Source organism: Mycobacterium sp. ML4 (assembly GCF_054515735.1).
In genome coordinates, this window is sequence record NZ_JBTNSY010000001.1 from 133,022 (window position 1) to 147,361 (window position 14,340).

Consider the following 14,340-nt stretch of genomic DNA (forward strand, 5'->3'; position numbering starts at 1 on the left):
CAGCACGAAGATCGCGAGCCGTGGCCGGTAGGCTGCGGCTTGTTACAGACCTTCCTTTCCACATCTGTGGATAACCATGTGGACAGGTTCATTGTTGCTTACCGAATGTTGTACTTCGGCCGTCGGAGCAGGGAGATGCGTCGTTGACCGATGACCCCGGCTCCGGATTCGCCACGGTATGGAACGCGGTCGTCTCCGAACTCAACGGTGAGTCTGGTAACGGGTCCACCCTCGCCGCTCCCCTGTCCGCCCAGCAAAGGGCATGGCTGAAGCTTGTGCAACCACTCACCATCGTCGAGGGGTTTGCTCTGCTTTCCGTACCGAGCGTGTTCGTCCAGAACGAGATCGAACGGCATCTGCGCGCGCCGATCACCGACGCCTTGAGCCGTCGCCTCGGGCAACAGATTCAACTCGGCGTGCGGATTGCCCCGCCGCCCGCCGACGACGACGGCGCCTTCGCCGCTGCCGACACGCCGGCCGAGGATCCGGACCCGGCCGACGGCCCAGCCGTCGACAACGACGAGGATCACGGCGACACCGTGGCCGGCACTGGCCAGACCTGGCCGAGTTACTTCACCGAACGCCCCAGCGCCACCGACACGGCCGCCGCCTCCGGAACCAGCCTCAACCGGCGGTACACGTTCGACACCTTCGTCATCGGCTCGTCCAACCGGTTCGCTCATGCGGCCACCCTGGCCATCGCCGAAGCGCCCGCTCGGGCCTACAACCCGCTGTTCATCTGGGGTGAGTCCGGCCTGGGCAAGACCCACCTGCTGCACGCCGCCGGCAATTACGCCCAGCGGCTGTTCCCCGGCATGCGAGTCAAGTACGTCTCCACCGAGGAATTCACCAACGACTTCATCAACTCCTTGCGCGACGACCGCAAGGTCTCCTTCAAACGCAGCTACCGCGACGTCGACGTGCTGCTCGTCGATGACATCCAGTTCATCGAGGGCAAGGATGGCATCCAAGAAGAGTTCTTCCACACCTTCAACACGCTGCACAATGCCAACAAACAGATCGTCATCTCCTCCGACCGGCCGCCCAAGCAACTCGCCACGCTCGAAGACCGGCTGCGTACCCGCTTCGAGTGGGGATTGATCACCGATGTGCAGCCGCCCGATCTGGAAACCCGCATCGCCATCCTGCGCAAGAAGGCACAAGTCGAGCGGCTCGCGGTACCCGACGATGTCCTCGAACTCATCGCCAGCAGCATCGAACGCAACATCCGCGAACTCGAAGGCGCCCTCATCCGGGTCACCGCATTCGCCTCGCTGAACAAGACCGCGATCGACAAGTCACTCGCGGAGATCGTGTTGCGCGACCTGATCGCCGACGCCAGCGGTATGCAGATCAGCGCGGCCACCATCATGGCCGCCACCGCCGAGTACTTCGACACCACGGTCGAGGAATTGCGGGGCCCCGGCAAGGCCCGCCCGTTAGCCCAGTCCCGGCAGATTGCGATGTACCTCTGCCGCGAACTCACCGACCTTTCGCTGCCCAAGATCGGCCAAGCGTTTGGACGCGATCACACGACCGTGATGTACGCCGAACGCAAGATCCGCAACGAGATGGCCGAACGCCGCGAGATTTTCGACAACGTGAAAGAACTCACCACGCGTATCCGGCAGCGCTCGAAGCGCTGAAACGACGTCCCCAGCGCGATTTTCTGCAAAAAACTTCTCTCCCTCAGGTCACATCCGCAACACTGCGATCGTGTGGGTAGCTCTGTGCACAAACGGCCCACAATGGAGTGCACCACCCGCGCGCCGGTGCACACCGGTCATTTCTCCCCAACCGTGCACCGCGACGCACACAGTCGCATCCACAGTCATCCATAACCTCAGCCGCCCTCACGCTGGGGCAAGACCCGGCTGTCCCCAGATTGCACAGCCCTTAATACTGTTATTGAGTTCTCTACGTTGTTTCTCGTTCGAAGCAAGCGCCTGGGGACATCGATAGCCGACGGTGCGCAGCGCCCCTGCCAACCTGATTTGTCGCCCTTGCCGGTTAGCTTTCAAGTTGGCCGCAGAAGCTCTACGGTTGTTGTTCGACTGCTGTTGCGGTTGTCGCGGCGAATGACTCGCCGTCGGCGTTCGTCACGGAGGGTCCCCAACGCCACGCGGGGGAGCTGGGCACTACTTGGAAGTCACGTTAGGTGAAGGGACGCAATGGACGCGGCTACAACACGGGCTGTCACCGACTTGAAGTTTCGTTTAGTGCGGGAGTCCTTCGCCGACGCGGTGTCGTGGGTGGCCAAGAATCTCCCGTCCCGGCCGACGGTGCCGGTGCTCTCCGGTGTGTTACTCACCGGCTCGGACGACGGCCTGACCATCTCCGGCTTCGACTACGAGGTTTCCTCCGAAGTTCAGGTTGCTGCTGAAATCGCCTCTCCGGGAAGTGTTTTGGTATCCGGTCGGCTGCTCTCCGATATCACCAGGGCGTTGCCCAACAAGCCGGTCGATTTTTACGCCGATGGCAATCGTGTCGCACTGACCTGCGGCAGCGCCCGGTTCTCGCTGCCGACGATGGCGGTGGAGGATTATCCCACGCTGCCGACACTGCCGGAAGAGACCGGAACGCTGCCCGCGGAGTTGTTCGCCGAGGCGATCGGGCAGGTGGCCATCGCGGCCGGGCGGGACGACACCCTGCCCATGCTGACCGGTATCCGGGTCGAGATCTCTGGCGAGACGGTAGTTTTGGCGGCGACGGACCGGTTCCGGCTGGCGGTGCGCGAACTCACCTGGGCGGCGTTATCGCCGGACATCGAGGCCGCGGTGCTGGTACCGGCCAAGACGCTGGCCGAAGCGGCAAAGGCCGGCGCGGACGGTTCGGAGGTTCGGTTGTCATTGGGCGCCGGCGCGGGAGTCGGCAAGGACGGGCTGTTGGGTATCACCGGCAGCGGAAAGCGCAGCACCACTCGACTGCTGGATGCCGAATTCCCGAAGTTCCGCCAGCTGCTGCCCGCCGAGCACACCGCGGTCGCCACGATCAACGTCGCAGAGTTGACCGAGGCGATCAAGCTGGTGGCGCTGGTGGCTGACCGGGGTGCCCAGATCCGGATGGAATTCGAAGACGGAATGCTGCGCCTGTCCGCCGGCGCCGATGATGTCGGCCGCGCAGAGGAAGATCTTGCGGTGGATTACGCCGGCGAACCGTTGACGATCGCTTTCAATCCGACCTATCTGACCGACGGGCTGGGCTCGTTGCACTCCGAGCGGGTGTCGTTCGGTTTCACCACTCCGGGTAAGCCTGCGTTGCTGCGACCCGCCTTCGCCGACGATCCGGTGCCCACGGGCAGCGGCCCGTTCCCCGCTGTGCCCACGGATTACGTGTATCTGCTGATGCCGGTGCGGCTGCCCGGCTGATCGGTGGGGGCGTGTACGTCCGGCATTTGGGATTGCGGGATTTTCGATCCTGGGCGCGTGCGGATCTCGACCTGGCTCCCGGACGCACCGTGTTCGTCGGGCGCAACGGTTTTGGCAAGACCAATCTTGTTGAAGCGCTGTGGTATTCGAGCACGCTGAACTCACATCGAGTCGGTACCGACACACCGTTGATCCGTTTCGGCGCCGACCGTGCGGTGGTGTCGACCATCGTGGTGAACGACGGGAGGGAATGTGCGGTCGATCTCGAGATCGCCGCGGGACGGGCCAACAAGGCGAGGCTGAACCGGTCCCCGGTACGCGGTACCCGCGAAGTCCTCGGGGTGCTGCAGACGGTGTTGTTCGCTCCGGAGGACTTGGCGTTGGTGCGGGGTGATCCAGCGGATCGACGCCGATATTTGGACGATTTGGCGACGTTGCGGCGTCCGACCATCGCTGCGGTACGGGCCGACTACGACAAGGTGCTCCGACAGCGCACCGCATTGCTGAAATCGTTGTCCGGTGCCCGGTTCCGCGGCGATCAGGGCGCGTTGGACACCCTCGAGGTGTGGGACAGCAGACTGGCCGAGCACGGTGCCGCGTTGATGGCCGCGCGAATCGACTTGGTGAACCAGTTGGCGCCGGAGGTGGCGAAGGCCTACCAGCTATTGGCACCCGAATCTCGTTCGGCCGCAATATGTTATCGGGCCAGTACGGATTTCGTCGAGCCAGGTTCTGGCACGGACCGGCAATCCCTGGAGGCCGTGTTGCTGAGTGCCCTGGCGGCGCGCCGAACCGCCGAACTGGAACGAGGCGTCTGCCTGGTCGGTCCGCACCGCGACGAACTGGAATTGCGGCTCGGTGACCAGCCCGCGAAGGGTTTCGCCAGCCACGGTGAATCGTGGTCATTCGCGGTCGCGTTGCGGTTGGCCGCTTACGAATTGTTGCGCGCCGAGGGCAGCGACCCGGTGTTGCTGTTGGACGACGTCTTCGCGGAGCTGGACACCAGGCGCCGCCGGGCGCTGGCCACCGTCGCAGAATCCGCTGAACAGGTGCTGGTGACTGCGGCCGTGCCCGAGGACGTGCCCGACGGGTTTGAGACGAGACGGGTGCGCGTCGAGCTCCATGACAGTCAAAGCGGTCCGGTATCGGAGGTGTGGGAATGACGGACGACGATCAGGGCACCGTCAACCAGCGCGGTATCGATCTGGTGCGCCGCACTCTCGAGGAGGCCCGCGCCGCCGCCCGCGATCGGGGACAAGATGCCGGGCGCGGCCGGACCGCGCCTATGCCGCGCCGCCGCGGCAACGGGAGTCGGCGCAGCTGGTCGGGGCCGGGACCGGATTCGCGTGATCCCCAGCCACTGGGACGGCTGGCCCGCGACCTGGCCAAGCAGCAGGGCTGGACCCCACACGTCGCCGAAGGCGCCGTCTTCGGCCATTGGACGGCGGTGGTCGGCGCCCAGATCGCCGAACATGCCGCCCCGAGGGCACTGCACGACGGCGTGCTCAGCGTGACGGCCGAATCGACCGCGTGGGCGACCCAGCTGCGACTGATGCAGGCTCAGATTCTGGCCAAGATCGCTGCCGCCGTCGGCAACGGTGTGGTGATGTCGCTGAAGATCACCGGCCCGGCGGCGCCGTCGTGGCGCAAGGGGCCTCGTCATGTCGCCGGCCGGGGCCCGCGCGACACCTACGGCTAGACCGGTTGCACCGGGTGAACAGGACACAAACCGCAGCCGTCTGAGAGCCGCCAGAAATTGACGAACCCTTGGCTGGAACGTCGGGACGCGGCGACTGTGCAGAAATTAAGCGCACGGCGCAATCAGATGGGCGGAAACGCGCCCACAAAATCGGTCCTGACGGTGGTTCACGGTAGAGTAGACGGATGCGACCGCTGCGGTGAGGTGACCGCTCGCATGCAACCCCAAGGAGACCATTCCGACCGTGGCTGCCCAGAAGAAGAAGGCACAAAACGAATACGGCGCTTCCGCCATCACCGTCCTCGAGGGTCTGGAGGCCGTCCGCAAACGCCCGGGCATGTATATCGGCTCCACCGGGGAGCGTGGTTTGCACCACCTCATCTGGGAGGTCGTCGACAACTCGGTGGACGAGGCGATGGCCGGTTACGCCACCAAGGTTGACGTGCGTCTGCTCGACGACGGCAGTGTCGAGGTCGCCGATGACGGTCGCGGGATTCCGGTGGCCATGCACTCCACCGGAGCGCCGACGGTGGACGTGGTCATGACGCAACTGCACGCCGGCGGCAAGTTCGGTGGTGAGAACAGCGGCTACACCGTCAGTGGCGGTTTGCACGGCGTGGGTGTGTCGGTGGTCAACGCGCTGTCCACCCGGCTGGAAGTCGACATCAAGCGCGACGGGTACGAATGGTCGCAGTACTACGACCGCGCGGTGCCGGGCACCCTCAAGCAAGGAGAGGCCACCAAGAAGACCGGGACCACGATCAGGTTCTGGGCGGACCCCGAGATTTTCGAGACAACCCAATATGACTTCGAGACCGTTGCCCGCCGGCTGCAGGAAATGGCGTTCCTGAACAAGGGTCTGACCATCAATCTCACCGACGAGCGGGTCGAGCAGGACGAAGTCGTCGACGAGGTGGTCAGCGACACCGCCGAAGCGCCGAAATCCGCGGAGGAGAAGGCGGCCGAATCCAAGGCGCCGCACAAGGTGAAGCACCGGACCTTTCACTACCCCGGCGGTCTGGTTGATTTCGTCAAGCACATCAACCGCACCAAGAGTCCGATCCAGCAGAGCATCATCGACTTCGACGGCAAAGGCACCGGCCACGAGGTCGAGATCGCGATGCAGTGGAACGGCGGTTACTCGGAGTCGGTGCACACCTTCGCCAACACCATCAACACCCACGAAGGTGGCACCCACGAAGAAGGGTTCCGCAGCGCACTGACGTCAGTGGTCAACAAGTACGCCAAAGACAAGAAGCTGCTGAAGGACAAGGACCCCAACCTCACCGGCGATGACATCCGGGAAGGGTTGGCCGCGGTGATCTCGGTGAAGGTGGCCGAGCCCCAATTCGAGGGCCAGACGAAGACCAAGCTGGGCAACACCGAGGTCAAGTCGTTCGTGCAGAAGGTCTGCAACGAGCAGCTGACCCACTGGTTCGAGGCCAACCCTTCGGAAGCTAAAACGGTTGTGAATAAAGCGGTCTCGTCGGCCCAGGCGCGAATCGCCGCACGCAAGGCGCGAGAGTTGGTGCGGCGTAAAAGTGCAACCGATCTCGGCGGGCTTCCCGGTAAGCTGGCCGACTGCCGGTCGACCGATCCCCGCAAGTCCGAACTGTATGTCGTGGAGGGTGACTCGGCCGGCGGCTCGGCCAAGAGCGGCCGCGACTCGATGTTCCAGGCGATTCTCCCGCTGCGCGGCAAGATCATCAACGTGGAGAAGGCCCGCATCGACCGGGTACTGAAGAACACCGAAGTCCAGGCCATCATCACCGCGCTGGGCACCGGGATTCACGACGAGTTCGACATCACCAAACTCCGCTATCACAAGATCGTGCTGATGGCGGACGCCGACGTTGACGGACAACACATTTCGACGCTGCTACTGACGTTGTTGTTCCGCTTCATGCGGCCCCTGCTCGAGCACGGCCATGTGTTTCTGGCGCAACCGCCGCTGTACAAGCTGAAGTGGCAGCGCTCCGAGCCCGAGTTCGCCTACTCCGACCGCGAGCGCGACGGGTTGTTGGAGGCCGGTATGAAGGCGGGCAAGAAGATCAACAAAGAAGACGGCATCCAGCGCTACAAGGGTCTGGGCGAGATGGATGCCAAGGAGCTGTGGGAAACCACCATGGACCCCTCGGTGCGAGTGCTGCGCCAGGTGACCCTGGACGACGCCGCCGCCGCCGACGAGCTGTTCTCCATCCTGATGGGCGAGGACGTGGAGGCCCGCCGGAGCTTTATCACCCGTAATGCCAAGGACGTTCGCTTCCTTGATGTCTAGCGACGTCTGACCCTTATCCGCGTTTCGACCGGTAGACGAGGAATCTATGACTGACACAACGCTGCCTCCCGGTGACGGGCCGGTCGACCGGATCGAACCGGTCGATATTCAGCAGGAGATGCAGCGCAGCTACATCGATTACGCGATGAGCGTGATCGTCGGGCGCGCCCTGCCGGAGGTTCGCGACGGCCTCAAGCCGGTGCACCGTCGGGTGCTGTATGCCATGTACGACTCCGGTTTTCGGCCAGACCGCAGCCACGCCAAGTCGGCACGCTCGGTCGCCGAAACGATGGGTAACTACCACCCGCACGGTGACGCCTCGATCTACGACACTCTCGTGCGGATGGCGCAGCCGTGGTCGCTGCGTTATCCGCTGGTCGACGGGCAGGGCAACTTCGGCTCGCCGGGCAACGACCCGCCGGCCGCGATGAGGTACACCGAGGCCCGGCTGACCCCGCTGGCCATGGAGATGCTGCGCGAAATCGACGAGGAGACAGTCGATTTCATCCCCAACTACGACGGGCGGGTGCAGGAGCCCACCGTCCTGCCCAGCCGGTTCCCCAACCTGCTGGCCAACGGGTCCGGCGGCATCGCCGTCGGCATGGCCACCAACATCCCGCCGCACAACCTGCGCGAGCTCGCCGAGGCGGTGTTCTGGTGCCTGGAGAACTACGAGGCCGACGAAGAGGCGACGCTCGCCGCGTGCATGGAACGGGTCAAAGGGCCCGACTTCCCCACCTCCGGCCTGATCGTCGGAAACCAGGGCATCTCCGATGCTTACACGACCGGCCGCGGTTCCATCCGGATGCGCGGAGTCGTTGAGGTAGAAGAAGATTCGCGCGGCCGCACGTCGCTGGTGATCACCGAATTGCCGTACCAGGTCAACCACGACAACTTCATCACCTCGATCGCCGAACAGGTCCGCGACGGCCGGCTGGCCGGTATCTCCAACATCGAGGACCAATCCAGTGACCGCGTCGGGCTGCGCATCGTGGTGGAGATCAAGCGCGACGCCGTAGCCAAGGTGGTGCTGAACAACCTCTACAAGCACACCCAGCTGCAGACCAGCTTCGGGGCCAACATGCTGTCCATCGTCGACGGGGTGCCGCGCACCCTGCGCCTGGACCAGATGATCCGCTACTACGTCGAACACCAACTCGACGTCATCGTCCGGCGCACCACCTACCGGTTGCGAAAAGCCAACGAGCGGGCACACATTCTGCGCGGTCTGGTCAAGGCGCTCGACGCACTCGACGAAGTGATCGCGTTGATCCGGGCCTCGCAGACCGTCGACATCGCCCGCCAAGGCCTGATCGAGTTGCTCGACATCGACGAGATCCAGGCCCAGGCCATCCTGGACATGCAGCTGCGGCGCCTGGCGGCCCTGGAACGCCAGCGCATTGTCGACGATCTGGCCAAGATCGAAGCCGAAATCGCCGATCTGGAAGACATTCTGGCCAAACCGGAACGTCAGCGCGGCATCGTGCGCGACGAACTCGGTGAGATCGTCGAAAAGCACGGCGACGACCGTCGCACCCGGATCATCGCCGCCGACGGCGACGTCAGCGACGAAGATCTGATCGCCCGCGAGGACGTCGTCGTCACCATCACCGAAACCGGCTACGCCAAGCGCACCAAGACCGACCTGTACCGCAGCCAGAAGCGCGGCGGCAAGGGCGTGCAGGGTGCCGGGCTCAAACAGGACGACATCGTGCGGCACTTCTTCGTGTGCTCCACCCACGACTGGATCCTGTTCTTCACCACGCAGGGCCGGGTCTACCGGGCCAAGGCCTATGAGCTGCCGGAGGCCTCCCGCACCGCGCGCGGTCAGCACGTTGCCAACCTGCTGGCCTTCCAGCCCGAGGAGCGCATCGCGCAGGTCATCCAGATCAAGAGTTACGAGGATGCGCCCTACCTCGTGCTGGCCACCAGGAACGGATTGGTGAAGAAGTCGAAACTCACCGACTTCGACTCCAACCGTTCCGGCGGGATCGTGGCTGTCAACCTGCGCGACGGCGACGAACTGGTCGGCGCGGTGTTGTGTTCTGCCGAAGAGGACCTGTTGCTGGTGTCGGCCAACGGGCAATCCATCCGGTTCTCGGCGACCGACGAGGCACTGCGGCCGATGGGCCGAGCCACGTCGGGCGTCCAGGGCATGCGGTTCAACACCGACGATCGCTTGCTGTCGCTCAACGTCGTACGGGAGGGCACCTACCTACTGGTCGCCACCGCCGGGGGCTACGCAAAGCGCACCGGCATCGAGGAATATCCGGTGCAGGGCCGCGGCGGCAAGGGGGTGTTGACGATCATGTACGACCGTCGGCGTGGCCGGCTGGTCGGAGCATTGATCGTCGACGACGAGAGCGAGCTTTACGCGATCACCTCCGTCGGCGGAGTCATCCGTACCACCGCCAAGCAGGTCCGCAAGGCCGGGCGGCAGACCAAGGGCGTCCGGTTGATGAACCTGGGCGACGGTGACACGCTGCTTGCCATCGCGCGCAACGCCGAGGAAAGCGCCGACGCGGACGTCGACGGCGAGGAGCCGGGTAGCTGACCGGGCGGGGGTCGCCACGCCGCGAACCCGGCATAGACTCAGCTACCTGAGCAGACATGTAAGGAGTCGGGGTGAGTTCACCGAACGAGCCGGGCGTCCCCAGTCAGGGTGATAACCCGAACGGGGACGGGGCGGCCGAACGGGCCGCTGCGCGTCATGCGGCGATCGGTCCCGGTCGCTTACCCGAGGGCGCGGACTCGCCGCCCTGGCAGCGGGGGGCGGCCCGTGCCGGGTCCCAGACCGGGCCTCGTCCGGCGGCCGACCCGCCCACCGATGTCCGGACTCCGACCAGCTCCGAAGCCCGGCTGAACCGTTTCATCTCCGGTACGTCGGCACCGACGCCCGGCCCACAGGTGGAGGTACCTGCCGTGCGTAACGAAAGCCCACCGGCCGAGGCGTACGCCAGCGAACTGCCGGACCTCTCCGGCCCGATCCCGCGAGCGACGCAACGCAAGTCCGCTCCCGAGCGCACCGCCGAAACGCCGGCGACGACGGGACGGTCAGCGGGCGGCGAGGCCCGGGAGTCTCGCGGCGTGCAGGTCAGCTCCCGGCGCACCCGCGGGCCGGTCCGGGCCAGCATGCAGATCCGCCGCATCGACCCGTGGAGCACCCTGAAGGTGTCACTGTTGCTGTCGGTGGCGCTGTTCTTCGTGTGGATGATCGCGGTAGCGTTCCTCTACCTGGTGCTGGGCGGCATGGGCGTGTGGGCCAAGCTGAACAGCAATGTCGGGGATCTGCTGAACAACACCAGCGGCAGCAGCGGCGAGCTCGTCTCGAGCGGAACCATCTTCGGCGGCGCCGTTCTGATCGGTCTGGTGAACATCGTGTTGATGACGGCGATGGCCACCATCGCCGCGTTCGTCTACAACCTGACCACCGATCTGATCGGTGGGATCGAAGTGACGTTGGCGGACCGGGACTAAGGCGGGAGACGTTTTGGGAGTCCGGCGGCCGGTGCGGTAATCTCGTCGCTCGGCCGTACCCGCAGTACGGGCCTATAGCTCAGGCGGTTAGAGCGCTTCGCTGATAACGAAGAGGTCGGAGGTTCGAGTCCTCCTAGGCCCACGACCATGTGCCCGTCAAAACGTCGTGTCAAGTTCACGTTGCCACTCGCAGCGGCCGCTGCCCTGGGCGCGGCCACTGCGGCGGTGGTGCGCTCGCGACGCGACGTCGAGGTCTGGCATGTGGCGCCGGATGTCGCCCCTGGCGACGTGCCCGACAAACCGGAGGGGCCTTAGCTCAGTTGGTAGAGCACCGCCTTTGCAAGGCGGGTGTCAGGGGTTCGATTCCCCTAGGCTCCACAAAGCAAAAGTGCAGCTCAAGCGCTTGTGACGACGTTACCGAATCGGTCGCGCTGAGCACAATCGCGAGTTGATAGGGCATTGATGGCCACCCCGACGGCCTCGACATCCGACCCGTACAGGGGGCCGTCGTTTAGTCCGACTGTAGGAAGCGCGTCAGCAGTGGGTTGACCAGATCGGGGCGGTCCAGGTTGGCCAAGTGCCCAGCACCCGGGATGACCTCAAGCCGGCACAACGGGTCAGCTGCCGCGCGCCGGCGCATTGCCTTCGCGATGTTGCCGGTTCGGTCCTTGGCGCCGAGAACCAACAGGGTCGGACACCCGAACCGGTGCCCAGGCTCGGCGATCAACGCGTCCGGAGCAAACCGCATGATGTCGACGAACCTGCGCTTGCCGGTGCGTGTCAGCGCCTCGCGCAGGTAGGACCGGGCGGCCGGAGTGACCGCGGCGGTGGCAGCAGACTGCCGCAGCAGCATCCGTGTCGGGTACGCAGCCAGGATCGGCCCGGCCACCGCGAGCTCGATTCGCTCCAACCTGCTGAGCTGCTGCGCGTTGTCGGTGCAGTCAATCAGGACCAGTCGCCTCACCGCGCGTGGCCGTTGCCGGGTTACCGTCTGCGCCAGATTCCCACCCAGGGATTGCCCCACCGGGATCAGCTGCTCAACGCCCTCCGCCGCGCACACAGCCCAGAAGTCCGCCACCATCGCTGAATACCGAAATCGCACACGTGGGGGCAGCACCGAGCGGCCATGCCCGCGGGCGTCCCAGGCGATCATGCCGACCTCCGCGGGGACCGCGCCCAGGTTCGAATTGAACATTTCGTGATCAACCCCGGCGCCGTGAAGCAAAAACACGGTTAGCTTCCCGGCGCCCGGCCGCACCCAGTAGTGCACGGTACAGTCCGGCCGCTCGATCCAGCGGTGCTCCACGACACCCCAACTTAGCGACTGAATCAGCGCCAGGCCGACTGACGATCCGGCGCCGTCATGGACCTCAATGCCAGGCTGAAGTCAGGGGCGCGGCTGCACGTCCACGCTCGGCGGCAGCGGCGAGGGCTCCGGCTGCGACGAGCGCCGCACGATGCTGAACGCGATTGCGCCGCCGGCCAGTACCACGACAACCCCACCGGCGATCAGCCACGGCTTCTTGCTGCGGCGCTGTTTGCGCCGGGCTTCCTGCAACAGCTGCGGCAGGTTGGCGACCACTTCCTGGGCCGCGGCCAGTTCCTGCCCGATCGTTTCCTGCGCGGTGGCCAGTTCGCGCGCCAGCCGGCCCTCCCGGTAGCGGCGGCGAAGGTCCGTCGCGGTGGAGTGGGCTGACTGAACCCCGAGGCCGACGACGCCGCGAGTGACATCCACCGGTCCCACCGCCGAATAGGTCAGGCCGCGGGTCAGTCGCTCGCGTGGGGTCAACGAGGCTTGCGCCTTCTCGCTCATCTGCGGCCTTTCGCTGTACTGCTCGAGTCTTAGCAGTCCTATCAGGTAACGAGGCCCTAGAGCTAGAGGGCCGCCCCTGGCGCGCCGCCGACCGTGTACCGGCTGCGGGCCGGGCGGCGCCTAGTGGCAGACTGTGATCCCGTGACTAACAGCCCCATTCAGACCGCTACCGCCACACTGCACACCAACCGCGGAGACATCAAGGTCGCCCTGTTCGGGAACCACGCGCCCAAGACCGTCGCGAACTTCGTCGGCCTGGCACAGGGCACCAAGGAGTACTCCACCCAGAATGCATCGGGTGGTCCGTCGGGCCCGTTCTACGACGGCGCGGTCTTCCACCGGGTGATCCGGGGCTTCATGATCCAGGGTGGCGACCCCACCGGAACCGGTCGCGGCGGCCCGGGCTACAAGTTCGCCGACGAGTTCCACCCCGAGTTGCAGTTCGACCGGCCGTACCTGCTCGCGATGGCCAACGCCGGCCCGGGCACCAACGGCTCCCAGTTCTTCATCACCGTCGGCCCGACTCCGCACCTGAATCGGCGTCACACCATCTTCGGTGAAGTCATCGACCCCGACTCGCGAGGTGTCGTCGACGCGATCTCCAACACCGCCACCGACGGCAACGACCGTCCGACCGAACCGGTCGCCATCGAGTCCATCACCATTTCCTGACGCGGGCCCTGCCGCGAGGGTCCGCGAATTGCCACCCGCACCGGCGTGTCGCTGGACAAACGCGGGCACTCGCGGCCGGTGAGGCCAACCCGGGCGGAGCTAGCCCGCGTAACCGGCGTCGGTCAACGCATCGAGCACGTCCAGCGGGTCGGTGCCCAGGTCCCAGCGGGACAACACGAGCAGTCCCCCGTCGACGGTTTCGAGCTCCAGCAGGCGCACCCGGCGGCCGTGGCGGCGGAACTCCGAGATGCGGATGATCTTGATGACATCCCGCCGAAATACCTGCGTCCGGAACCAGCCGCGCACAGCCAGGCCGTCGGGTGTGATTGCCAGTTTGGGTCGGGCGCGCCAGGAACCGCCGGCAAACAGGAGCAAACCGCCCGCGGCAATCGCCGCGATAACACGTCCCGGCGGGTCTGTGACCAGCGTCACAGCGGCGATAGCCAGCGCGATACCGCCGATCCCGCAACCAGCGATTCCGGCCGTCGGGGGCGACCACTCAGTTTGCTGCATGAGCTACCGGGTCCCCCTCACCATTGCAGATGCGGTTATCCACAGACGCTATCAACAGTGGGGATGAATCACACGCGTGTGATTGGGTGACCGGAAGGTTGCTGGCGCACCGCGGGAACCACCCCGATTTGAATGCATTACGCTCGCGTCAATCCTGGTCTAAGACGATTCCGCACGCTCAGTGCCAGCGCATCGTGAGCAACAACCCGCTGATCATGAAAGCGAACGCGATCGCGTAGTTCCACGGACCCAGCTCGGTCATCCAGTGCAGCGCCGCGGGAGCGTTCGGACCGTAGGCGGCCAGCTGAAAGACCATGAGCCAGACCAGGCCGATCAGCATCAGCCCGATGAACAGTGCGACGAACCACACGCTCGACGGCCCGACCTTAACCTTCACCGGTGTGCGGCTTACCGCGCCGACCGTGAAGTCATTCTTCTTGCGGACCTTGGACTTGGGCATGTGTACCTCTGATACCTCAACAAAGATCTGGACGGGTGCAACGATTACGGTTGCATGCAG

Annotated in this window: 12 protein-coding genes and 2 tRNA genes; 10 read left to right on the forward strand and 4 right to left on the reverse strand. The window is 65.1% G+C overall.

Going from position 1 to position 14,340, the window contains the following annotated elements:
* Positions 1-143 precede the first annotated feature (143 nt).
* From dnaA to ACX9NE_RS00600, 9 genes are all read left to right on the forward strand, one after another.
* A complete protein-coding gene (gene dnaA, locus ACX9NE_RS00560; protein ID WP_459360246.1) occupies positions 144-1,646 on the forward strand; it encodes a chromosomal replication initiator protein DnaA in 1,503 nt (500 codons plus the stop codon).
* Between the two features lie 525 nt (positions 1,647-2,171).
* Positions 2,172-3,368: a DNA polymerase III subunit beta gene (gene dnaN / locus ACX9NE_RS00565; RefSeq protein WP_459360245.1), complete on the forward strand. Its 1,197-nt coding sequence runs from the start codon at positions 2,172-2,174 to the stop codon at positions 3,366-3,368.
* Positions 3,369-3,379: 11 nt separating this feature from the next.
* Positions 3,380-4,531, forward strand: coding sequence for a DNA replication/repair protein RecF (gene recF / locus ACX9NE_RS00570; RefSeq protein WP_459360244.1), 1,152 nt, complete (start codon positions 3,380-3,382; stop codon positions 4,529-4,531).
* Positions 4,528-5,067 (forward strand): DUF721 family protein, encoded by a 540-nt coding sequence (locus ACX9NE_RS00575; protein ID WP_459360243.1) that lies wholly within the window; start codon positions 4,528-4,530, stop codon positions 5,065-5,067. The genes recF and ACX9NE_RS00575 overlap by 4 nt, the downstream gene beginning before the upstream one ends.
* Before the next feature lie 244 nt (positions 5,068-5,311).
* Positions 5,312-7,345: a DNA topoisomerase (ATP-hydrolyzing) subunit B gene (gene gyrB, locus ACX9NE_RS00580; RefSeq protein ID WP_459360242.1), complete on the forward strand. Its 2,034-nt coding sequence runs from the start codon at positions 5,312-5,314 to the stop codon at positions 7,343-7,345.
* Between the two features lie 46 nt (positions 7,346-7,391).
* Positions 7,392-9,899, forward strand: coding sequence for a DNA gyrase subunit A (gyrA, locus tag ACX9NE_RS00585; RefSeq protein ID WP_459360241.1), 2,508 nt, complete (start codon positions 7,392-7,394; stop codon positions 9,897-9,899).
* Between the two features lie 71 nt (positions 9,900-9,970).
* Positions 9,971-10,822 (forward strand): DUF3566 domain-containing protein, encoded by an 852-nt coding sequence (locus ACX9NE_RS00590; protein ID WP_459360240.1) that lies wholly within the window; start codon positions 9,971-9,973, stop codon positions 10,820-10,822.
* Positions 10,823-10,890: 68 nt separating this feature from the next.
* Positions 10,891-10,964: transfer RNA gene (locus ACX9NE_RS00595), tRNA-Ile, on the forward strand.
* 163 nt (positions 10,965-11,127) lie between these two features.
* Positions 11,128-11,200, forward strand: a tRNA-Ala gene (locus ACX9NE_RS00600).
* 133 nt (positions 11,201-11,333) lie between these two features.
* Here the strand turns inward: ACX9NE_RS00600 and ACX9NE_RS00605 are convergent.
* Both ACX9NE_RS00605 and cwsA read right to left on the reverse strand, forming a co-directional pair.
* Complete coding sequence (locus ACX9NE_RS00605; protein WP_459360239.1) at positions 11,334-12,128, reverse strand: alpha/beta fold hydrolase; 795 nt, start codon at positions 12,126-12,128, stop codon at positions 11,334-11,336.
* Between the two features lie 81 nt (positions 12,129-12,209).
* Positions 12,210-12,635, reverse strand: coding sequence for a cell wall synthesis protein CwsA (gene cwsA, locus ACX9NE_RS00610; protein ID WP_459360238.1), 426 nt, complete (start codon positions 12,633-12,635; stop codon positions 12,210-12,212).
* Between the two features lie 123 nt (positions 12,636-12,758).
* On the opposite strand from cwsA, the gene ACX9NE_RS00615 reads away from it, so the two are divergent.
* Complete coding sequence (locus ACX9NE_RS00615) at positions 12,759-13,307, forward strand: peptidylprolyl isomerase (protein ID WP_459360237.1); 549 nt, start codon at positions 12,759-12,761, stop codon at positions 13,305-13,307.
* A gap of 99 nt (positions 13,308-13,406) precedes the next feature.
* Here the strand turns inward: ACX9NE_RS00615 and ACX9NE_RS00620 are convergent, their stop codons facing one another.
* A complete protein-coding gene (locus tag ACX9NE_RS00620; RefSeq protein WP_459360236.1) occupies positions 13,407-13,820 on the reverse strand; it encodes a PH domain-containing protein in 414 nt (137 codons plus the stop codon).
* 178 nt (positions 13,821-13,998) lie between these two features.
* Positions 13,999-14,280, reverse strand: a complete 282-nt coding sequence (gene crgA / locus ACX9NE_RS00625) for a cell division protein CrgA (RefSeq protein ID WP_459360235.1) — start codon at positions 14,278-14,280, stop codon at positions 13,999-14,001.
* Between the last annotated feature and the right edge of the window lie 60 nt (positions 14,281-14,340).